Origin of the sequence: Arthrobacter sp. LAR12-1-1.1 (assembly GCF_040676555.1) — a bacterium.
Classification (GTDB): Bacteria; Actinomycetota; Actinomycetes; order Actinomycetales; family Micrococcaceae; genus Arthrobacter.
Genome location: NZ_JBEGIG010000023.1, coordinates 35,402 through 55,492, shown reverse-complemented (window position 1 = coordinate 55,492; position 20,091 = coordinate 35,402). Strand labels below are relative to the sequence as shown.

Here is a 20,091-nt window from a genome sequence, read left to right as displayed (position 1 = left end):
GACCATCCTGTCCCCACGCCTCATTTCATCATCGCCGCGTTGAGGTGAGCAGTCCAGTCCCGGCAAGCCGGTTTCGCCCGCCGGTGACTGGCCGGCCCGCTACGCCGGACGGCCGGTGGGGTCCTCCGCCGTCGGATCCGCCAGCGCCAGGCCGCCGACAGGGCTGTCGTCCCAGTGGATGAGCTCCCAGCCGCCGTCGGGATCGCCTTCCAGCGCCACGATTCCGGTGTTGTCCAGCACGTGCTTGATGGCAAAGTCCGGTTCGATGTTGCCTGCCCGCAGGCCGGCCCACACCCGGATGGCTGCGCCGTGGCTGACCACGGCCACGGATCCTGAACCGCCCCCGCCGTTGGTCCGTGCCGCTATTGTGGCGATCGCGGCGTCGTAGCGCTCGAAGAAGTCCCGGCCGCTGGGGCCGGCAGGCATCCGGCGGTCCAGGTCGCCGTCCGTCCAGGAAAAAATGGTGCCGATGTACCGCTTGTGTGATTCGTGGTCCGTCAGCTTCTCCAGCGCCCCGGCTTCGATCTCGTGAATGCCCTGCAGCACCTCGGTTTCCAGCCCGTGCACCCGGGCAAGCGGTGCGGCCGTGATCTGCGTCCGGATCAGGGTGGACGCGTAGAGGGCATGGATCCGCTCGTTCGCCAGGGCGCGCGACAAGGCCTCAGCCTGCCGCTCCCCGAGCTCGGTCAGCCCGGGCCCCGGGTGGGCGGTGTCCAGCTGGCCGAGGACGTTCCCGGGCGTCTGTCCATGCCGGATGAGCAGGAGCCTCACTTGAGGTGGTCCACCAGCTGGTCCGCGATGCCCGTGTACTTGCCCGGGGTCAGGGCCAGCAGCCGGGCTTCGGCGTCGGCGGACAGGCCGAGCCCCTGGACGAATTCCTGCATCCGGGCAGCATCCACGCGCTGTCCGCGGGTCAGGTCCTTGAGCCGCTCGTACGGATTCTCCATGCCTTCGACGCCGGCGATGGCCTCGGCGCGCATGACCATCTGGATGGCCTCGCCGAGGACTTCCCAGTTTGTGTCCAGGTCAGCGGCCAGCACGTTCTCGGCAACTTTGAGCCGGTCCAGGCCCTTGGCGACGTTCGAGATGGCGATCAGCGAGTGGCCGAACGCCACCCCGATGTTGCGCTGCGAGGAGGAGTCGGTGAGGTCGCGCTGCCAGCGGGAGGTGACCAGGGTGGAGCCCAGCACGTCCAGCAGGCCGGAGGAGATCTCAAGGTTGGCCTCGGCGTTTTCGAAACGGATCGGGTTCACCTTGTGCGGCATGGTCGAGGAGCCGGTGGCGCCTGCCACCGGGATCTGCACGAAGTAGCCGATCGAGATGTAGCTCCAGATGTCGGTGCAGACGTTGTGCAGGATGCGGTTGAACCGCGCGACGTCGGCATAGAGTTCGGCCTGCCAGTCGTGACTTTCGATCTGGGTGGTGAGCGGGTTCCAGGCCAGGCCGAGGCCTTCGACGAAGCTCTTGGAGACATGCTCCCAGTCGGCGCCCGGGACGGAGGCAACGTGGGCGGCGTAGGTGCCGGTGGCGCCGTTGATCTTGCCGAGGTATTCGGTCCGGGCAATCCGGTCCAGTTGCCGGTTGAGCCGGTGCGCAATCACAGCCAGTTCCTTGCCCAGCGTGGTGGGCGTGGCGGGCTGGCCGTGGGTGCGGGAGAGCATCGGCACGGCGCGGTTGTCCTCGGCCATGGCGCTGATCTGGGCAACGAGGGCGCGGGCCGCGGGCAGCCACACGTCCTCCACGGCCCCCTTGACGCCCAGGGCGTAGGAGAGGTTGTTGATGTCCTCGGACGTGCAGCCGAAGTGCACCATGGCGGTCAGGTGATCGATCCCGATGCCGGGCAGGCGGCGGCCGATGTAGTATTCGACGGCCTTGACGTCGTGCACCGTCACCGCCTCGATCTCGGCCAGTTCGGTGACGGATCCGGCGTCGAACTCCGTGACGATCGCGCGCAGTTGCTGCTGCTGTTCCGCAGTGAGCGGGCCGGCCCCGGGCAGGACGCTGTTGCCGGTCAGGTGGATCAGCCACTCGACCTCCACAGCCACGCGGTCGCGGTTCAGGGCCGCTTCGGAAAGGTAGTCCACCAGCGGCGCGACGGCGGACTGGTAGCGGCCATCCAGCGGGCCGAGCGCGATCTGGTGGTCGGACGCGGCGAGGGCCAGGCGTCCGGACGGCGTGCGGGTATCAGCTGTGGCGGCAGTTTCAGGCATGTGCCGATTCTTTCACGAAGTGCCGCCGGCCCTTAAGCGCGCCCGTCGTTATGACTTTGCCGCGTGACTTTGCCCGGCCGGTACCAGCCGGCCGTCCGGGGCGTTGTCCACATAGCCGGGCGGCGCACTTCAGCCGGCCCTGGCCGCCCGTTAGCGTCGGTTCATGAGTAGTTGGATGTCACAGAGCAGTCATCTCAGGGCAGCGGGATGACTCAGGGCAGTGGGATGACGCCGACCAGTGGGATGGCGCCCGGACCGGCGGGCAGCGTGGCTGTTTTTGGCGTGACGGCCGCCGATGCCCTCGAGTGCGCGTCACGCAGCTATGAAGTCCAGCAGCTCGCTGGGCGCGTAGCGAGGTGCGCCGATGAGGCGGACGCGGTACTCGCCGCGCTCGCCCGGCTTGAGCTACAGACGTGGCAGTCACCGGCCGGCCGCGCCTATCGGCTTGCCTTGTCCCTGCACGCGGCGGCGCTGCGCAGGGGCCGGGACTCCCTGCTCGATGCTGTTGCTGTGGTGCTCCGGCACGCCCGGAACGTGGCGCAGCCTGCGGACCGGATAGGCCCCTGATGGCCGAGGCGACTCCGGCAGGCTCCGGAGGCACCCCCGGGGTTTCAGCGCCGCCGGCAGACGGCAGTCTGAGAATCCGGGGTGGCATCGGCGGGGTGAGCTTCCAGTTTGAGGAGTTGCTGGCCGGTGCCGCGGCACTGGACGGGCTGGTCCGGCAGCTGCAATCGGTTGAAATGGAAGCCGACGCCGCCCGGCGCGCCCTTTTCCCCTATCAATCCGACTCCTACTCCAGCGGCAGCAACGCCATCATCGCCGTGGGGGAGGCTGGCCGGGACGTCGGCCGCGTCCGGTCACAACTTCAGCGCATTGGCGACGACGTCCGCGCCAGCCACCGCGAGTACGAATACGCCGAAGCCCGGAATGCCCTGCTGCTGCGGATGGGGCTTCACGGCTCCGAGTACGGCGCAGCGCCGGAGCCGTTCGCCCTACCGGGGGTGCGCAGCATCGCCGAAGACTGGATCGCCATGGCGCCCCGGAATCTTGCCGCGCTCCTTGGCCTTCCCGGGCCCCTGGCTGCCGTCGCCGGAGCCCTGAGTGGGCCCACTGACATCCGTCGCCTGGTCCGGGACGTTTCGGACGCGCCGGGGCTCATGTTCCTCAAGCCCAGGCCCGTCAACATCGTGGGCCGGGAGACGTTTTCGGCCGACGTCGACCTCTCACCGGCCGGGCTGTTGCGGCGGGCCGGAGCGGTGGGGGAGCAGGGTGGCCGGATCGAGGTGATAGAGGTCGACGGCGGGACCCGCAAAGCGTGGGTGGTGGTCATCCCGGGAACCCAGCAGGGCGGCCTGCCGGAAGGCGCCAACCCCTTTGACCCCGCCGGCATCGCCGAGGCCCTGGGCTACGACTCGGCATCGACGGCGGGCGCTGTCCGGCAGGCCTTGCAGCAGGCCGGAGCCGAGGCCGGCGATCAGCTCGTGGCTGTCGGCTACAGCCAGGGTGGGATCCACGCGATGAACCTCAGCAAGGACCGGGCCGTCCTGGCCGAGTACGATCTCAAATTCGTGCTGACGGCGGGCTCGCCCGTTGGCGGCATCAGCCCGGCGCCGGGGATCCGCAGCCTGCACCTGGAACACGAGCAGGACTGGGTGCCGGGAGCAGACGGACTGGCCAACCCGGACACCAGGGACAGGGTGACCGTGACCCTCACCAACCCGCTGGCCGTGCCGCCGCTGCAGGACTTCGGCCTGGGTCCGGGGCACCGGCTGGGGAATTACGCGGACGGGGCCGCGCTCGTCTCGGCGAGCCGGGACAACACGCTGCAGGACTCCACGGCTGCGCTGGCCGCAGTAGTAGGGACCGGCGGGGCGGCGACGGTCACCCGGTTCTCGCTCCGGCGCGAGGCCCGGCCGGCACCGCGGGGAACGCCGGCGGCGCCGGGCCCTCCCACGGCTTCGGGGCCGCGGAACGGCCCGGGAGCCCCTAGCGATCGAGGGCGGGAAGGAAGCTGGCCACGAGGGACACCGCGCTGATGATGATGGCTGCGAACACGGCAGTCCAGAAGAACGAGTCGATGGTGAAGTGCACAACGGTGTAGCTGCTGATCCAGGACGTCAGGTAGAGCATCGCTGCGTTGATGACCACCGTGAACAGGCCCAGGGTGAGGATGGTGATCGGCAGCGACAGAAGGCTGACGATCGGCTTGACGAATGCATTAACCAGGCCGAAGATCAGGCCGATAAACAGGTATCCCAGGATGACGTTGATGGTGCCGTCGCCCTGGGTGGAAATATCCAGCCCGGTGAGGATCCAGCAGGCGATTGCCAGGGCCAGCCCGTTGATGATGACTCGTACGATGAATGAGCGCATGGCCCCATGCTGTCATACGCCCGGCGGCAGCGGCAGGGACCATATTCCCCCTGGCGGCAACGAGCATCCCCCAACAGCGGCAGCGACCCGAAGTAGGCTAGTTGGCATGACTTCATCAGAGAACCCGGCCGGGGGCATCAAGCCCCGTCCGGTGGTAGACCTCCTCCCCCGCTACGCGGCCGGAAAACCGCCCGCCCCCGTGGAAGGCCTGGTCAGCTACAAGCTGTCCTCCAATGAAAACCCGTTGCCCCCGATCCCTGCAGTGCAGCAGGCCATCGCGGCGCAGACCGACTTCAACCGCTACCCCGATCCGCTCAGCAGCAAGCTGCGCGAATCGCTCGCCCGCTTCCTGGATGTTCCCGCCGAGGACATCGTCACGGGCGCCGGCAGCCTGGGCGCCCTGAACCAGCTGCTGACCACCTTCGCCGGCCAGAACGACGACGGCAAGGCCGACGAAGTCATCTACGCCTGGCGCTCGTTTGAGGCCTACCCGATCTGCGTTGGACTGGCGGGCGCCGAGAGCGTCCGGATCCCGCTGACGGCCGACGGGCGGCACGACCTGGACGCCATGGCTGCCGCAGTGACCGCGCGGACCAGGATGATCCTGCTGTGCACGCCCAACAACCCGACCGGACCCATCTTGACCACGGAGGAAACGGAGCGCTTCATCAATGCCGTTCCGGCCGACGTCGTGGTGGTCATCGACGAGGCCTACCAGGAATTCGTGCGCGCCGGCGACGCTGTGGACGGCATCGCCATGTACCGCAAGTACCCCAACGTCGTCGTCCTGCGGACGTTCTCGAAGGCGCACGGCCTCGCCGGTCTCCGCGTGGGCTACAGCGTCTCCCGCCCCGACCTGACGCAGCACCTGCGGGTCGCCGCCACACCCTTCGCGGTGTCCCAAATCGCGGAAACGGCTGCCGTCACGTCGATCGAGCACTTCGCTGACGTTGTAGAAAGGGTACAAAGCCTGGTGGACGAACGGGACCGGGTCACGGCCGGACTGCGGGAGCTCGGATGGTTCGTTCCGGAGGCCCAAGGCAACTTCGTCTGGCTCAATCTGGGCGCAAACAGCGCGGAATTCGCCGCCCTGGCGGCCGAGCGGGCGCTGTCCGTGCGCGCCTTCGGCAACGAGGGCGTCCGGGTCAGCATCGGCGAACCGGAAGCCAACACCCGGTTCCTGGAGCTCTGTGCGATCTATACAAAACCGCCGCGGCGTTCCTAGCGCTTAACACGGCGCGTTCAGTCCGCCCTGTGCGGCTAAAGTAAGGACCAGTAAGCCAAAATATATGCCGGACGGGGAATGTATTCCCTGTCCGGCATATATCCCAGCGATTGCGGCGCATTCGGATGCGGCAAGCAAGGAGACGGTATGGGCGCCACACATCTGCCCTCTACCGAGTTCGACGGAACCGAGATGGATGACCAGCTCGAGGCGGAGGCCGAGGCCCAACTGGGCGCCCCGGCAGAGCCGATGGTGCAGTTGCTGGGCCCTGACGGCACCCTGGGCTCGGACCCGGTTTTCTCAAAGTACGCCGAGAAGCTGGATTCGGACACGCTGCGCGGCTTTTACGCTGACATGGCCAAGATCCGCCGCTTCGATGTGGAAGCCACCGCCCTGCAGCGGCAGGGCCAGCTGGCCTTGTGGGTGCCGCTCACGGGACAGGAAGCCGCGCAGATCGGCTCCGGCCGGGCCAGCCAGCCGCAGGACTACATCTTCCCGACCTACCGCGAGCACGGCGTGGCCCTGACCCGGAACGTGGACCTGGCCGAGCTCCTGCGTCAGTTCCGTGGCGTCTCCAACGGCGGCTGGAACCCGAAGGACACGAACTTCCACCTCTACACGCTGGTCCTGGCCGCCCAGACCCCGCACGCCGTGGGTTACGCCATGGGCATCCAGCGGGACCAGAAGCTGGCGGCCGCCAACGCCGCCGGCGGTGGGGATGCGGGACAGGCCGTGGAGCCCAACGCTGCCGTCATGGTGTACTTCGGCGACGGAGCCAGCTCCGAAGGGGATGTCCATGAATCCATGGTGTTCGCCTCGTCCTACCAGGCGCCCGTGGTCTTCTTCTGCCAGAACAACCACTGGGCGATCTCCGTGCCGAGCTCCGTGCAGACCCGCATCCCGCTCGCTAACCGCGCCAAGGGCTACGGTTTCCCCGGCATCCGGGTGGACGGCAATGACGTGATCGCCGTCCACGCCGTCACGGAGTGGGCGCTGGAGCAGGCCCGTGAGGGCAACGGTCCGGTCCTGATCGAGGCGTTCACCTACCGGGTCGGGGCGCACACCACAGCCGATGACCCCACCAAGTACCGTGGGTCCGCCGAGGAGGGCCTGTGGAGGGCCAAGGACCCGCTGGCGCGGCTGGAGAAGTATCTCCGGGCCGAGGGCCTCGCGGACGACTCCTTCTTCGAGCAGGTCAAGGCCGACGGCGACGAGCTCGCCGCCTATGTCCGCAAGACCACCTACGACCTCGAAACCCCGGACATCCGGACTGCCTTCGCCAACACCTACGTGGAGGCCCATCCGCTGGTGGCCGAGGAACTGGCCTGGTTCGAGGAATACAGCGCAGGGTTCGCCGACGCCGAAACCGTACAGGCAAAATCAGGTCCGGCACAGGCTGGGCAGACAGACGGGGCGGCCCAGTAATGACCACCATGACCATTGCGAAGGCCATCAACGAGGGCCTGCGGGCCACGTTGAGCAACAACCCCCGCTCGCTGCTGATGGGCGAGGACATCGGGGCCCTCGGCGGCGTCTACCGGGTCACTGACGGGCTGATCGCCGAATTCGGCGCCGACCGCGTGGTGGATACCCCGCTGGCCGAGTCCGGCATAATCGGCACCGCCATCGGCCTGTCCCTGCGCGGCTACCAGCCGGTCTGCGAGATCCAGTTCGACGGCTTCGTGTTCCCGGGGTTCAACCAGATCACCACCCAGCTGGCCAAGATGCATTCCCGCAGCAACGGCAACCTGACCGTTCCCGTCGTCATCCGGATCCCATACGGCGGCGGCATCGGCTCGATCGAGCACCACTCCGAATCACCGGAGGCCCTGTTCGCCCACACGGCCGGCCTGCGCATCATCACGCCGTCCAATCCGCACGATGCCTATTGGATGATCCAGCAGGCCGTCGACTGCCAGGATCCCGTCATCGTGTTCGAGCCCAAGCGCCGCTACTGGCTCAAGGGCGAGGTCGATACCGAGACCCCCGGCGCGTCCGCGGACCCCTTTAAGGCGCATGTGCTCCGCGAGGGCACCGACGCTACCGTCGTTGTCTACGGACCGCTCGTGCCCGTGGCCCTCGCAGCGGCGGAGGCCGCGGCCGAGGACGGCCACAGCGTCGAGGTAATCGACCTCCGTTCCATCTCGCCGATCGACTTCGACACCGTCACGGCATCGGTCCAGAAGACCGGCCGGCTGATCGTGGCCCACGAGGCCCCCACTTTCGGCGGCATCGGCGGCGAAATTGCCGCGCGGATCAGCGAACGGGCCTTCCATTCACTGGAGGCCCCCGTCATCCGCGTCGGAGGATTCCACATGCCCTATCCCGTGGCCAAGGTCGAAGAAGACTACTTGCCGGACATCGACCGCATCCTTGAGGCGCTGGACCGCGCCCTGGCGTACTGACGAGGACCCATGACGCTCAACAAGTTCAACCTCCCCGACGTCGGCGAAGGGCTAACGGAGGCAGAAATCGTCGCCTGGAAGGTCAAGCCCGGCGATACCGTGGCCATCAACGAGGTCCTGTGCGAGATCGAGACGGCCAAGTCCCTGGTGGAACTGCCCTCACCCTTCGCGGGGACCGTCACCGAACTGCTGGTTCCCGAGGGAGTCACTGTGGAGGTCGGCACGCCGATCATCAGCGTGAGCGACGCCTTCGCCGCCCCGGAGCAGGCCGCCCCGGCGCCTGCTGCCCAGGCATCTCCCGCCCCGGCGGCTCCCGCGGCGCCCATGTACGGCACGCTGCAGGCTGACACGTCCGACGCCGGCGAAGCAGCCGGGAGGCCGGCCGGCGGCCCGCTTGTGGGCTCCGGTCCCAAGGCCGACGCCGTCAAGCGCCGGCGGCGGATTTCCGCCCCGGCGGCCACTTCGGCCGGCGCCGGCGCTGCCGCCCCGGTGCTCGAGCCTAGGGCCACGCCCGCCGGGTTCCCTGGCCGAGTTAGCGAGGCCGGGGAGCGGGTGGGGGTTGAGGCCCACGACATCTGGATCAGCCCGGCCGCGGTCGGCCGCCCGGCTGCCGAGGCTGCTGGCCCGGCCGAGTCCGTTGACCCGCGCCCCACGTTGGGCGGCGCCATCAGCGGCCTGGTCGGCAAGGTGCTGGCCAAGCCGCCGGTCCGCAAGATCGCCCGGGACCTCGGGATCAACCTGGCCGACGTCGTGCCCACCGGCGCCCGCGGTGAAGTGACCCGTGAGGACCTGGTGAGCTACCAGGCCCAGCGTGACGCCGAGGTGGACAAGGCGGACTCGTTCTGGGGCAAGTCCGGCCGCCCGCAGGACCAGCGGATCGAGCGGATCCCGGTCAAGGGGGTCCGCAAGGCCACCGCGAAAGCCATGGTCGAATCGGCTTTCGCGGCGCCGCACGTCAGCATCTTTGTCGACGTCGACGCCAGCCGCACCATGGAATTCGTCAAGCGCCTGAAGGCCTCCCGCGACTTCGAAGGCATCAGGGTTTCCCCGCTGCTGATCCTGGCCAAGGCGGTCATTTGGGCCGCGGCGCGGAACCCGAGTGTCAACGCGACGTGGGTGGACAACCCGGACGGCAGCGATTCCGCGGAAATCCACGTCAAGCACTTCATGAACCTGGGCATCGCCGCCGCCACGCCCCGCGGACTGATGGTGCCGAACATCAAGAACGCCCAGGACCTCTCGCTCAAGCAGCTGGCCCTGGCCCTGAACGATCTCGCCACTACGGCGCGGGCCGGCAAGACCCAGCCCGCCCAGATGCGCGGCGGCACGCTCACCGTGACCAACATCGGCGCCCTCGGCATCGACACCGGCACGCCGATCATCAACCCGGGCGAAGTCGCGATCGTGGCGTTCGGCACCATCAAGCAAAAGCCCTGGGTCCTGGACGGCGAAGTCATTCCGCGCTGGATCACCACCCTCGGCGGCTCCTTCGACCACCGGGTGGTGGACGGTGACCTTTCAGCCCGTTTCATGGCGGACGTCGCCGCCATCCTGGAAGAGCCGGCACTACTGCTGGACTGACCCCAAAACTGCCGGAGCCCCAAACGGCCGGAAGCCCCGAAACGACGGAACCCCGCCGCTGAACTATTCAGCGGCGGGGTTCGGTCAGTATCAGGCCAATTGGCCCGGGCGGCTCAGTTTCCCGAGTACGCGGTCAGCATCTGGACCAGCGCGGGATCGCCGCTCATGCCTGCGACGGCGGCCGAGGCGGCAAACATCAGGCCCGCGAGCACCACGCTGCCTGCGCTGATCCCGGTGAGGAACTTCCAGTCCTGACGGAGCACGCTGCGCACGGTGTCGGGCATACGCAGACCCGGGGCAATCAAGTTCGGGGCGCTGTCGGTTGATCCGTCGTCCAGGAACGCGACAACGCGGCCGGTGCTGCGGTCCAGGCGCATGGCGCTGATGTGGTTGCCGTGCCGGGCCAGCAGGATGTCGTGGCCAACCAGCTGGCGGCGCTGAAGAGTGATCATGGGGCTCCCTCGGTAGGTGGGTTCTTGGATGTCCGCACCATCGCAGGGCACTTCCCATTTTATCGAGCCGGTCCGTTCCGGCAGGCCCACTGGGCGGTGAGGCTGCCCACGGGAGGGGGTGATCCTCGTCAAGTCACAGTCACGTCGGAACACAGTCAAGCCGGAACACAGCCAAGTCCGCGCCGTCCTGTCCCGGCGATGCGCCCCGGTATTAGAGTGACACCAGCCGCCGACAGCCCGGGCGGACGCGGATCAAAGGAGATGTTGCGTGTTTTCAAGCCCGTACCCCGACGTCGAAGTTCCCAGTCTCGGCATTTACGACTACCTCTTCGGCGCTCTGGCAGAGGAGGACCTGGACCGGGTCGCCATCGTCGACGGCGCCAGCGGTGCGGAGACCACGTACCGGGCGCTCCGCGGGCAAATCGATGCCCTTGCTGGCGCCGTGGCCGCCCAAGGCCTCGGGGTGCACGGCGTGGCAGCCATCCTGTGCCCCAACGTCCCCGCCTTTGCGACCGTCTTCCACGGCCTGCTCCGGGCAGGCGCCACGGTCACCACCATCAACTCGCTGTACACCGTGGACGAGATCGCCACCCAGCTCACCGACGCCGGCGCCAGCTGGCTCTTCACCGTCTCGGCGCTGCTGCCGGCCGCCCGGGAGGCGGCCGAAAGGACCGGGATCCCGGCCTCGCGGCTCGTGTTGCTCGACGGCGCCGACGGCCACCCCTCGCTGGGTGACTTGCTCGCCATGGGCGCGCCGGCGCCCCGCGTCTCGTTCGATCCGGCCACGCATGTGGCCGTGCTGCCTTACTCGTCCGGCACCACGGGCCGGCCGAAGGGCGTCATGCTCAGCCACCGAAATCTGGTCGCCAACGTGGAACAGGCCAGGGGGCTGCTCGGCGTGGTCCCCGAGGACCGGCTCCTGGCGCTGCTGCCGTTTTTCCACATCTACGGGCTGACCGTGCTGCTGAACCTCGCCCTGCGCCAGCGGGCCAGGCTCGTCACGATGCCCAGATTCGATCTGCCCGAGTTCCTGCGGATCATCCAGGATCACCGGTGCAGCTACCTGTTCATCGCCCCACCCGTGGCCGTGGCGCTCTCCAAGCACCCGCTGGTTGCCGAGTACGACCTCGGCTCGGTGCACACCGCCCTCTCGGGCGCGGCGCCGCTGGACGGAGAGCTCGGCACCCGCTTGGCCGAACGCCTCGGATGCCGGGTCCTGCAGGGCTATGGCATGACCGAGATGAGCCCGGTATCTCACCTTATTCCGCGCGAAGCGGGCGACGCCCCCGTCAGCTCCGTGGGCTACACCGTGCCGAATATGCAGTGCCGCCTCGTGGACCCGGCCACGGGGGAGGATATTCCGGTTCCCGCGGACGGCACCAGCGCGCCGGGACATCTCCTGTGCCGCGGGCCGAACGTGATGCTCGGCTATCTCAACCGGCCGCAGGAAACCGCGGACACCCTGGACGCGGACGGCTTCCTGCACACCGGGGACATCGCCACGGTGCGGGCGGACGGGGTGGTGACGATCGTGGACCGGCTCAAGGAACTGATCAAATACAACGGCTACCAGATCGCCCCGGCGGAGCTGGAGGCCCTGCTCCTCACGCACCCCGGCATTGCCGACTCCGCGGTGATCGGATCCCTCGACGCCGACGGCCAGGAAGTGCCCAAGGCGTTCGTCGTCCGCCAGCCCGGAGCGGACGGCGATGCCCTGGACGTGGTGGGCGTCATGGACTTCGTGGCGGCCAAGGTGGCGCCGTTCAAGAAGATCCGCCGCGTGGAGTTCATCGAAGCCGTGCCGAAGTCCGCGTCAGGAAAAATCCTGCGCCGGATGCTCCAGCCCGCGGAACCGGCCACTGTTCCGGCCGAGGAGCCGGCCGCGGTGCCGGAGAAGCGGTAGCGCCTTAGTCGGCGTCGGTCTTGGCGATGTAGACGTCGCAGGGGGCGTTGTGGGCCACGCTGTTCGCAACGCTCCCCAAGACCCGGCCGATCCCGCTCATGCGTCGGTTGCCAACCACAATCATCAGGGCACCGGTCCGTTCGGCTTCCCGGATCAGGGCCTCGGCGGGCTTGCCCCGGGCGGCGGCGTAGGTGACGGCGATGTCCGGGCGGCGCAGGCCGTCCGCCACCGTCCGCGCCACCGTTTCCGCGTTGCCGGCGTCGGAAACGATCCACTGGTCACTGCCGCTGCCGAAGACCTGGGTCCTGTCGCTGTCAAAGGCGCTGACCACATGAAGTGTCGCCCCCACGGAAACTGCGAGGTCGCGCGCGGTGTGCGCCGCCCGCAGGGCAGTTTCACTGCCGTCGACGCCGACAACGATAATTCCGGTCATGGACTGCTCCTCTTTCAACGAGTAATGCTGTTCAATGCGCCTGTTCGATCGGCCCTGCTGTTCGACGGCTTGCGCTGTTCATGCGCCGCAGCGAACCCTGCCGCTGTTCACGCTACAGTGCGGCCAACGCTTCCCGCAGGACCGGCGCGAGCCGCCGCACGCCCTCACGGATCGACTCGGGCGGCACCGCGCTGAACGCCAGCCGGATCTTGTTCGACGTGTCGTCCGACGAGGTGAAGGCCGCCCCCGGGATGAAGACGACGCCGGCGTCGATGGCCTTCTTCAGCAGCGGGTAGGTGTCCACGCCTTCGGGCAAGGTCACCCACACGAAAAAGCCGCCGTCGGGCTGTGTCCAGCTCAGTCCGTCCGGCATGTATTCGGCCAGGGCGGCAAGCATTGCCTCGCAGCGTTCCCTGTACAGCCCGCGGTACGTCTCGATCTGGCCGCGCCAGTCGTAGTCGCGCAGATAGGCCGATACCAGCATCTGGTTCAGGGTCGGCGGGCACAGGGTGACGGCCTCTGATGCCAGGTAATACCGGCGCTGCAGGTGGGCCGGGACGAGGGCCCAGCCGATCCGCAGGCCCGGTGCGAAGATCTTTGAAAAGGACCCCATGTAGATGACGTCATCCGGGTTGGCTGCCCGCAAAGGGGTCAGCGGCTTGCCGTCGAAGCGGAGCAGGCCGTAGGGGTTGTCCTCCAGCACCAAAATATTCGCGTTTCGGCATATATCCACCACCGCTTGCCGGCGTTCTGTGGCCAGGGTGATGCCGGACGGGTTGTTGAAGCTGGGGATGGTGTAGAGGAACTTGATGTTTCTGCCGGCGGTCTGGAGGGCGGCTATTTTCGCCTCCAGCAGGTCCGGGACGATGCCGTCGCCGTCCATCGGCACGGCTTCGACTTCCACCTGGTAGGCCTCGAACGTGTTGAGGGCGCCCACATAGGTGGGATCCTCCACGAGCACCACGTCGCCTGGGTTGCAGAAGACCTTGGTGGCCACATCCTGCGCGGACTGCGAGCCGGCGGTAATCACGATGTTCGCGGGGTCGGCGTCGAGAATTCCCTCAGCTGCCATGACCTCGCAGATCTGGGCGCGGAGTTCCTCGGTACCCTGGCCGCTGCCGTACTGCAGGGCGGTCATTCCCTGCTCGGCGATGATCTTCGCGGCGGTCTGGCCAAGGCGTTCCAGCGGCAGGGACTGCAGGTACGGGCTTCCGCCGGCGAGGGAAACGAGGCCGGGGCGCATCGAGATGTCGAAAACGTCCCGGACTGCCGACTGCTTGATATTTGCTGCGCGCTCCGAGAACAGGATCTCGTGGCGGTGGGCGGACGTAGCCGCACGTTCGATTGCGTCAATGGCCTCGGCCGGAAGTACTGCTGCGGCGGCATCAAGTGTTTCGTGGGTCACAGTCCCAAGGATACTACCCATGTTGCACGGGGGGAAACGATTGTTTTCGAACGACTGTTTCCAGGCCATCACCCGGCCTCACCCGCCGCAACTGGCCGGGATCCCCGAGGCCCCCGGCAGCTGCATGCTGCCGGGGGCCTCGGGGTGTTGTTGAGCGGAGTGCGGAAAGCCTAGGCCGCTTCTGCGGCGGGGACCTCGGCCAGCGCGTCGAACACGCCCTTGATCTGCTCGACAACTTCGGCGTCATCCTTGGGGTGGACCTCGGCGAAGCGGACCATCGAGCCGGGGACTGCCAGCTTGACGTTCTCGAGGACCTGGGCGCCGGCGATGCCGACGGCCTTGCGGGCCTCGTCCTGGGCCCAAACGCCGCCGAACTGGCCAAAGGCGGTTCCGACAACTGCGGTGGGCTTGCCGGAGAGGGCGCCGGCGCCGAACGGGCGCGACAGCCAGTCGATGGCGTTCTTCAGCGACGCCGGGACGGTGCCGTTGTGTTCCGGCGTGACCAGCAGGATGGTGTCCGCGTCGTTGGCGGCGGCACGCAGGGCGGCGGCGGCCGCGGGCACCTGGCCTTCGACGTCGATGTCCTCGTTGTAGAACGGGATGTTGCCCAGGCTCTCGTGGATGACTACGTCCACCTGTTCGGGGGCGTTGAGCGCGATGGCCTCGGCCAGCTGAAGGTTGGTGGAGCCGGCGCGAAGGCTGCCGACGAGGGTGAGGATGGTCTTCTTGGACATATGTACTCCTGTGCATCACGCCGCAGGATGGTTCCGGCGGCTGGTGGATCGTGGGGCTTTGGGGGCCTTCACCCATGCTAAACGGACTGCGGTCCGTTTATATTCCGAGGCGCTAGACTCAGCGGTGTGAGCCTCATCCCGATCCGTCCCGGCGCCCAGTCCGGGGGAGGGCGCCCCGCCGCGCCCGCCGCAGAAACCGGGCGCCGTGACGCGGCGCGCAACAGGGAACTGCTCCTCTGCGCCGCCCGGGAAATCGTTGGGGAATCCAGCGTCGACGCCCTCACCATGGACCGGCTGGCGCAGCGCGCCGGAGTTGGAAAAGGGACAGTCTTCCGGCGGTTCGGCAGCCGTGCCGGGCTGATGATGGCCCTCCTCAGCGACGCCGAGGCCGAATTCCAGGGCCGGTTCATGTTCGGTCCGCCACCGGTGGGTCCCGGCGCGCCACCCCTGGAGCGGCTGATCGCCGTAGGTGCCGCCCGCATTGCCTGGACCCTGGAGTTCGGGGAGCTGGCCAGGGCCGCCGATGCCTCGGCCTACAACAGGTTCGATGTGCCCCCAGCCGTCCTCTGGCATCGCCACCTTGAGATGCTGCTGCGCGACGCCGGCGTGACGGCGGACCCGCGGCTCATGGCGTCGGCCCTGGGGGCGGCGCTGGAGCCGGAACTGTTGCTCCACTCCGTCGGCGTGCACGGGATTGCGCCCGAGCGGCTGGCGGAAACCTGGCGGGAACTTGTCACGCGCATTGTGGGCGGACACTAGCGCGGCATTGCCAATTCCGCGAGTCCAAATCCATTCCACGGAGTTATTGATAACGATCTGCGGCGAAGCCGCCGTGTCGCGGCCGCCGGGAGCGCGGTCCGGCCCGGCAGATGTGATAGCTTCCTCTGGAATGTGACCCGCAACATAGTCCACCAGGACTCAGCCGCAAGGCCTGCGGGCGGCCGGAAACCAGCTGGCCCATGATCCCGAACCGGCGGCGGAACCCGCTGCCGGATGGGGGACTACGGAAGGACCGAAGTTGTGAATAATCTTGTCATCCCGGCAGGCAGGCCGGCTCGTGCAGCCGCCGCCTTGGCGCCCAAATCCGCTCAGGCAACGGCGATCCAGAACTAGCCGCTCCATGTTTCGATATCTCGCCAAACGTGCCATCACGTATGTCTTCATGATCTTCCTGACCACCAGTGCCGGCTATCTCCTGGCGGTGAGCACACTGCAGCCGGCGCTGCTCGAGCAGGAGCGGATTCCGCGGCCCACCCCCGAACAGGTGGTCAACTCCTTCCGGCTTAAGGGGCTCGATCCGACGCTCAACCCGTGGGAGCGCTACGTCGACTGGCTCACGGCCATTCTCACCCGCTGGGACTGGGGGCGGAGCCCCAACGGCGCCTTCATCAACGCCGAGTTCGGCGACCGCGTCTGGATCTCAACCCGGCTGTTCCTGGCCTCGATCATCCTGACCCTGGTGATCGGCGTCGCCCTCGGCGTCTACACCGCCGCCCGCCAGTACAAGGCCTCGGACAGGGTCATCACCTCGTACAGCTACCTCATGTACATCGTTCCCGCCCCGATCGCCTACTTCCTGGTGCAGCTGGGCGCCATCAACATCAACGAGACGGTCGGGGAGCGCGTCTTCTTCGTCACCGGCATCTCCACTCCGGGCCTCGACGGCGGCGGCTGGGACCAGTTCATCGACATGCTCTCCCACTACGCCGTGCCCACTTTCGCCATCACGATTGTGGGCTGGGGCGCCTACCAGATCGCCCAGCGCCAGTATCTGCTGGACAACGTCAACGCCGACTTCGTGCGGACGGCACGGGCCAAGGGCCTGACCCGCAACCAGGCCATCAGCCGCCACGCCCTGCGGGTGTCCTTCATCCCCGTGGCGCAGAGCATTGCGTTCACCATCCCGGCCATCTTTGCCGGCGGTTTCTTCGCGGAGAAGATCTTCGCCTGGCACGGCGTCGGTTCCTGGTCCATCGATTCGATCGCGCTCCAGGACGTCAACGCGGCCACCGCTACCCTCGCCTACGGCTCCGTCATCTTCGCGGTCGGGGCGATCCTCGCTGACTTCGCCACCACGCTCGTCGACCCGAGAGTGCGGGTGCAGTAATCATGACCAACCTCAACACGATTGACCCGGCCGCCGTCCTCGACGAAGGAAAGATGGAAAAAGACGACGTCGTGATCGGCAAGTCGCGGATCATCCTGCGGCGCTTCCTGCGCAACCGGACAGCCGTCGCCGGCCTGGTCATCTTCCTGACCCTGACGCTCCTGTCCTTCATCGGCGGCTTCTTCAGCAGTTGGGACAAGGAGGCCATCGACCCCTTCAACATCGGCATGCCGCCTTCCGCGGAGCATCTGCTGGGCACCTCCCAAGCCGGGATCGACCTCTACGCCCTGACCGTCGAGGGCACCAGGGTCTCCATCCTGATTGGCGTCGTCGTCGGCGTCGTCTCCGTGCTGATCGCCGCTGTCTACGGCTGCACCATGGCGTACTTCGGCCGCAAGGTGGACAAGGTCATGCTGTTCATCCTCGAAGCCCTGATCATGATGCCGGCCCTGCTGGTGGTCGCGGTGGCCACAAGCGGCGGCGCCAACGGCCTGAAGAACACCATCCCGAGCTGGCTGCTGCTGATCATCGTGCTGCTGGTCTTCAGCTGGATGGGCACCGCGCGCCTGATCAGGTCCCTGTCGCTGTCGCTCATGCAGCGTGACTTCGTCAAGGCCGCGCAGTACATGGGCATCCCGCCGCGCCGGATCGTCTGGCGGCACCTCGTGCCGAACATCGGCTCCCTGCTGGTCCTGGAAGTCACCCGCGGGGTCACCGGCGCCATCCTCGCCGAGGTCGCGTTTTCCTTTATCGGCATCGGCATCAAGGTCCCGGACGTAAGCCTGGGCGTGCTGATCGGCCAGTCCACCTCGCAGGTCTCCACCTTTCCGTGGATGTTCTGGGCTCCGTTGATCGTGATGTTCCTGCTCACCGGCTCGCTGGCGATGATGAACGATGGCCTCCGCGACGCGTTCGATCCCAGCTCCAGCTCCGTTGGCCGCGCGAAGCGAGGCAGCGCCAGTATTGGCAAGACACAGCTCGGCGAGACGCCGACTGGCGAGACGCCGACTGGCAAAACACAGAAGAAGAACAAATGACCAGCAATACCACCGCCAATACCATCACCCAGGGCACCGCCGAGCGCCTCCGCGTCGCGGGGCTGCATGCCCCCACCGGCGCGATTCTCTCCGTCCGGGACCTCAACGTCCGCTTCAACACCGAAAACGGTGTGGTGCACGCGGTGCGCGGCATCGACTTCGACGTGCTGCCCGGCAAGACGCTGGGCATCGTGGGCGAGTCCGGCTCCGGCAAATCGGTCACGTCCATGGCGATCATGGGCCTGCTGCCTCCGACGGCGGAAATCAGCGGTTCCGTCCGGCTCAACGGCAAGGAACTGCTGGGTCTCAGCGACAAGGCCATGTGCCAGTACCGCGGCAACGACCTCGCGATGGTGTTCCAGGACCCGCTGTCCTCCCTGACCCCTGTCTATACCGTCGGCACCCAGATTATCGAGGCCCTGACCGTCCACAACCCGACCATGAGCAAGCGGGCCAAGGAGGCCCGCGCCGTCGAACTCCTGGGGTTGGTCGGCATCCCCAGCCCGAAGGACCGGCTCAAGGCCTTCCCGCACGAGTTCTCCGGCGGCATGCGCCAGCGCGTCATGATCGCGATCGCGATCGCCAACAACCCGCGGGTTCTGATCGCCGATGAGCCGACGACGGCGCTGGACGTCACCATCCAGGCGCAGGTCCTGGAGGTGCTCCATGCCGCGCAGGAGGAGACCGGCGCCGCCGTCGTGATGATCACGCACGACCTCGGCGTGGTCGCCGGCATGGCGGACGACATCATGGTGATGTACGCCGGCAGGCCGGTGGAGACCGGCAGCGTCGACGACATCTACTACAGCCCGCGGATGCCCTACACCATGGGCCTGCTCGGGGCCGTACCGCGCGTGGACATCGCGGAAAAGACCTCACTGGTCCCGATCGACGGCATCCCCCCGAACCTCGCCCACCCGCCCACCGGCTGCTCGTTCGCGCCGCGTTGCCCGCTGGCCAGCGAGGCCTGCCTCGACGGCGAACCGGACCTTCGGACGGTGGAGCCCGGCACGGGACACAGTGCCGCGTGCATCAAGACCGAGGCACTCGCCGACGTCGACGCCCACGCCATTTTCGCCGCCCCGGCCGTGCCGGTCTCCCGCTTCGACCGCCTTCCGCGGCACGAGCGTAAGACTGTCCTGGAGCTCCGCGACGTAAAGAAGCGCTTTCCCCTGATGAAGGGCGCCCTGCTCAAGCGCAGGATCGGCACGGTGAAAGCCGTGGACGGGCTGAGCTTCGATATCCGCGAAGGCGAGTGCTTCTCGATCGTGGGGGAGTCCGGCTGCGGAAAGACCACCACCCTGCTGGAAATCATGGAATTCCACAAGGACCAGGACGGCGAGGTGGTCATTGGCGGGCTGAGCAACAAGCAGTCCGCCGACGCCAGGGCCAAGGCTGGAATGCGCAGGGAACTGCAGATGGTGTTCCAGGATCCCACCGGGGCGCTGGATCCGCGCTTCACCGTCTACGAGGTCCTGGCCGAGCCGATGGAAAACCTGGGCATGCCCAAGCCGGCCATCCGGAAGCGGATCATGGAGCTCATGGAGCTGGTGGGCCTGCAGGCGGACCACGTCAACCGTTTCCCCAACCAGTTCTCCGGCGGCCAGCGCCAGCGCATCGGCATTGCCCGCGCCCTCGCCGTGAACCCCCGGCTGGTTGTCCTGGACGAACCTGTCTCCGCCCTCGACGTGTCAGTGCAGGCAGGCGTCATCAACCTCCTGGACAAGCTCCGTGCCGAACTCGGCCTGAGCTACCTCATGGTGGCGCACGATCTCTCCGTGGTCCGGCACATCTCCAACCGCGTTGCTGTCATGTACCTGGGCAAGATCGTGGAGATCGGAGACGTCGACGCCGTCTTCGACAACCCCCGCCACCCCTACACCCGGGCCCTGCTCTCCGCGATCCCGGTACCGGATCCGGAGCTGGAGCGCACCCGCGAACGGATCATCCTCCAGGGCGACCTGCCCTCACCGCTGGAGGCGCCGGCAGGCTGCAACTTCGCCACCCGCTGCCCCGTGTTTGCGGCCCTGCCGCCGGCCAGGCAGGAGAAGTGCCTGACCCTCGAGCCCGCCCTGGAACCAGCCGCCACCGACCAGCAGTTCGCCTGCTTCTACCCGGACGGCGAACTGGACGCAGACATGGTCGTTGTCCACGAAGACCACTGACTGACCCGACCAGCAGACATCCCGGCCAGCAACATCCGGACCAGCAGTCCGGCAGACCTCC

18 protein-coding genes are annotated in these 20,091 nt (G+C 67.5%); 11 read left to right on the top strand and 7 right to left on the bottom strand.

Going from position 1 to position 20,091, the window contains the following annotated elements:
• Positions 1–99: 99 nt before the first annotated feature.
• Both MRBLAR12_RS13135 and purB read right to left on the bottom strand, forming a co-directional pair.
• Positions 100–771 carry a histidine phosphatase family protein gene (locus tag MRBLAR12_RS13135; protein WP_229991936.1) on the bottom strand — a complete coding sequence of 224 codons (672 nt, stop codon included), beginning with the start codon at positions 769–771 and terminating at the stop codon, positions 100–102.
• Complete coding sequence (gene purB, locus MRBLAR12_RS13130; protein ID WP_364746561.1) at positions 768–2,210, bottom strand: adenylosuccinate lyase; 1,443 nt, start codon at positions 2,208–2,210, stop codon at positions 768–770. The genes MRBLAR12_RS13135 and purB overlap by 4 nt, the downstream gene beginning before the upstream one ends.
• 225 nt (positions 2,211–2,435) lie before the next feature.
• Between purB and MRBLAR12_RS13125 the strand changes: the two genes are divergently transcribed.
• Both MRBLAR12_RS13125 and MRBLAR12_RS13120 read left to right on the top strand, forming a co-directional pair.
• Positions 2,436–2,777, top strand: coding sequence for a hypothetical protein (locus MRBLAR12_RS13125; protein ID WP_229991938.1), 342 nt, complete (start codon positions 2,436–2,438; stop codon positions 2,775–2,777).
• 95 nt (positions 2,778–2,872) lie between these two features.
• Positions 2,873–4,246 (top strand): hypothetical protein, encoded by a 1,374-nt coding sequence (locus tag MRBLAR12_RS13120; protein WP_364746559.1) that lies wholly within the window; start codon positions 2,873–2,875, stop codon positions 4,244–4,246.
• Here MRBLAR12_RS13120 and MRBLAR12_RS13115 read toward each other — a convergent pair.
• The gene (locus MRBLAR12_RS13115; RefSeq protein ID WP_229991940.1) at positions 4,197–4,583 is read right to left on the bottom strand and encodes a phage holin family protein; all 387 of its coding nucleotides are present in this window, start codon (positions 4,581–4,583) and stop codon (positions 4,197–4,199) included. The two genes, MRBLAR12_RS13120 and MRBLAR12_RS13115, sit on opposite strands and share 50 nt — an antisense overlap.
• Positions 4,584–4,689: 106 nt before the next feature.
• Between MRBLAR12_RS13115 and MRBLAR12_RS13110 the strand changes: the two genes are divergently transcribed.
• The 4 genes from MRBLAR12_RS13110 (at position 4,690) to MRBLAR12_RS13095 (ending at position 9,794) form a co-directional block, all read left to right on the top strand.
• Positions 4,690–5,808 (top strand): histidinol-phosphate transaminase, encoded by a 1,119-nt coding sequence (locus MRBLAR12_RS13110; protein ID WP_229991941.1) that lies wholly within the window; start codon positions 4,690–4,692, stop codon positions 5,806–5,808.
• Positions 5,809–5,955: 147 nt separating this feature from the next.
• Entirely contained in the window at positions 5,956–7,233 is a 1,278-nt protein-coding gene (locus tag MRBLAR12_RS13105) for a thiamine pyrophosphate-dependent dehydrogenase E1 component subunit alpha (RefSeq protein ID WP_364746557.1), read from the top strand.
• On the top strand, positions 7,233–8,213 hold the full coding sequence (locus tag MRBLAR12_RS13100) for an alpha-ketoacid dehydrogenase subunit beta (RefSeq protein WP_229991943.1): 981 nt from the start codon (positions 7,233–7,235) through the stop codon (positions 8,211–8,213). The genes MRBLAR12_RS13105 and MRBLAR12_RS13100 overlap by 1 nt, the downstream gene beginning before the upstream one ends.
• A gap of 9 nt (positions 8,214–8,222) precedes the next feature.
• Positions 8,223–9,794, top strand: coding sequence for a dihydrolipoamide acetyltransferase family protein (locus tag MRBLAR12_RS13095; protein ID WP_364746555.1), 1,572 nt, complete (start codon positions 8,223–8,225; stop codon positions 9,792–9,794).
• A gap of 113 nt (positions 9,795–9,907) precedes the next feature.
• Here the strand turns inward: MRBLAR12_RS13095 and MRBLAR12_RS13090 are convergent, their stop codons facing one another.
• On the bottom strand, positions 9,908–10,246 hold the full coding sequence (locus tag MRBLAR12_RS13090) for a hypothetical protein (protein WP_364746553.1): 339 nt from the start codon (positions 10,244–10,246) through the stop codon (positions 9,908–9,910).
• Between the two features lie 268 nt (positions 10,247–10,514).
• On the opposite strand from MRBLAR12_RS13090, the gene MRBLAR12_RS13085 reads away from it, so the two are divergent.
• On the top strand, positions 10,515–12,149 hold the full coding sequence (locus MRBLAR12_RS13085; RefSeq protein ID WP_364746551.1) for an AMP-binding protein: 1,635 nt from the start codon (positions 10,515–10,517) through the stop codon (positions 12,147–12,149).
• 4 nt (positions 12,150–12,153) lie between these two features.
• Here the strand turns inward: MRBLAR12_RS13085 and MRBLAR12_RS13080 are convergent, their stop codons facing one another.
• The 3 genes from MRBLAR12_RS13080 to MRBLAR12_RS13070 form a co-directional block, all read right to left on the bottom strand.
• Complete coding sequence (locus MRBLAR12_RS13080) at positions 12,154–12,582, bottom strand: universal stress protein (protein WP_229991947.1); 429 nt, start codon at positions 12,580–12,582, stop codon at positions 12,154–12,156.
• A gap of 112 nt (positions 12,583–12,694) precedes the next feature.
• A complete protein-coding gene (locus MRBLAR12_RS13075; protein WP_364746549.1) occupies positions 12,695–13,987 on the bottom strand; it encodes a PLP-dependent aminotransferase family protein in 1,293 nt (430 codons plus the stop codon).
• A gap of 170 nt (positions 13,988–14,157) precedes the next feature.
• Positions 14,158–14,721: an NAD(P)H-dependent oxidoreductase gene (locus MRBLAR12_RS13070; RefSeq protein WP_229991949.1), complete on the bottom strand. Its 564-nt coding sequence runs from the start codon at positions 14,719–14,721 to the stop codon at positions 14,158–14,160.
• A 126-nt stretch (positions 14,722–14,847) separates the two neighbouring features.
• Here MRBLAR12_RS13070 and MRBLAR12_RS13065 point away from each other — a divergent pair, with 126 nt between their 5' ends.
• The 4 genes from MRBLAR12_RS13065 to MRBLAR12_RS13050 all read left to right on the top strand — a co-directional run bounded on the left by MRBLAR12_RS13065 (position 14,848) and on the right by MRBLAR12_RS13050 (position 20,030).
• Complete coding sequence (locus MRBLAR12_RS13065; RefSeq protein WP_229991950.1) at positions 14,848–15,480, top strand: TetR/AcrR family transcriptional regulator; 633 nt, start codon at positions 14,848–14,850, stop codon at positions 15,478–15,480.
• Between the two features lie 361 nt (positions 15,481–15,841).
• Positions 15,842–16,828, top strand: a complete 987-nt coding sequence (locus MRBLAR12_RS13060; protein ID WP_364746547.1) for an ABC transporter permease — start codon at positions 15,842–15,844, stop codon at positions 16,826–16,828.
• Positions 16,829–16,830: 2 nt separating this feature from the next.
• A complete protein-coding gene (locus tag MRBLAR12_RS13055) occupies positions 16,831–17,865 on the top strand; it encodes an ABC transporter permease (protein WP_364746545.1) in 1,035 nt (344 codons plus the stop codon).
• On the top strand, positions 17,862–20,030 hold the full coding sequence (locus MRBLAR12_RS13050) for an ABC transporter ATP-binding protein (RefSeq protein WP_364746543.1): 2,169 nt from the start codon (positions 17,862–17,864) through the stop codon (positions 20,028–20,030). The genes MRBLAR12_RS13055 and MRBLAR12_RS13050 overlap by 4 nt, the downstream gene beginning before the upstream one ends.
• Positions 20,031–20,091: the final 61 nt, after the last annotated feature.